We start from the raw sequence: 1,345 nt of genomic DNA, 5'->3' as shown, positions 1-1,345 counted from the left end.
CAAAGGTGGGGGCCTGACCCCAGGTGTTGGACACGCTGAATCCCGCAAGATTGGCGGGGGAAGCGAGATGATCGACACCGATGGCAAGGAAAAATTATCCCGATGGGTTCAAGCGGGACGCGGTGGCGCTGTACCGCGACACTGAGGGTGCGACGATCACCCAGATCGCTGACGAACTCGGCATCAGTGGGGTGACGCTGTCGGCCTGGTGCAAGGCCGCTGGGGTGCCGATTCGGCACCGTAACCCGACCATTGGGGCCGCACACGTATCGGGCGCGGAATCTCCTGACCAGGAGCTGGCCCGGCTACGTGCCGAAGTAGGGCAGCTACGTGCGGACAAGACCCGGTTGTCCACCGAGCGCGACATTCTGCGGTCGGCGGCCAAGTATTTCGCCGGGGAGACGAACTGGTGAGCCGCTTCCAATTCGTCGCCGACCACCTCGACACCTACCCGGTGAAGTGGCTGTGCGCGATCGTCGAGATCGCGCGTTCCTCGTTCTACGCCTGGCTTGCTGGTGCAGAAGGCCGCGCCGCCCGCGAAGCGGCTGACCAGGCGCTGACCGAACGGATCCGTACCGTCCATGAGGTGGACAACACCTACGGGGCGCCGCGGATCACCGCTGAACTCAACGACGGCGTGCCCGAGCAGGAGCGGGTCAACCACAAACGGGTGGCACGGGTGATGCGGGCGGCCAAGATCGCCGGCTACCGCCGCCGACGCCGGGTTCAGACCACCACACCGGATCCGGCCAACCAGAAGGTCCCGGACCTGCTCAACCGGGATTTCACCGCAGCGGCACCCAACGAAAAGTACGTCGGAGACATCACCTACCTGCCCTTGGCGACCGGGTCGAATCTGTATCTCGCGACGGTGATCGATTGCTTCTCCGGCCGAGTGGCGGGGTGGGCGATCGCTGAGCACATGCGTACTGAACTCGTCGAAGATGCCCTCATCGCCGCCGAGGCGCTGCGTGGTTCACTGGCGGGTGCTGTGTTCCATTCAGATCACGGAAGTCAGTACACCTCAAAGGTTTTCGCGACACTCTGCGCAGATCTGGGCGTCGTCCAGTCTATGGGTGGTGTGGGGTCAAGTGCCGATAACGCGCTCGCCGAATCGTTCAACGCCTGCCTCAAACGCGAGATCCTGCAGGACCGCAGCCAGTGGCCCGACGCTACTACCTGCCGCCGCGAAGTGTTCCGCTGGCTCGTCCGATACAACCTGAAACGGAGGCACTCCCGCTGCCGCTATTCCAGCCCGGCCAGCTACGAAAACACCCACACATTCGCTACGCTGCCAGAAGCTGCTTAATCCAAATCCCGTGTCCACCATCCGGGGTCAAGGCCC

General features: G+C 63.6%; 1 protein-coding gene. It reads left to right on the top strand.

The window, feature by feature from the left end; genetic code table 11:
- Nucleotides 1–80 precede the first annotated feature (80 nt).
- Nucleotides 81–1,309, top strand: a protein-coding gene (locus AC5Y3P_RS22305) for an IS3 family transposase (protein ID WP_500048117.1) whose coding sequence is annotated in 2 segments (ribosomal slippage) — nt 81–393 and nt 393–1,309 — 1,230 coding nt in all. Because the reading frame shifts where the segments join, the coding sequence is not laid out codon by codon here.
- Nucleotides 1,310–1,345: the final 36 nt, after the last annotated feature.

It is taken from the genome of Mycobacterium sp. NGS45 (assembly GCF_059812645.1).
The sequence above is the reverse complement of the archived record's forward strand: the minus strand, read 5'-3'. Positions and strand labels throughout refer to the sequence as shown.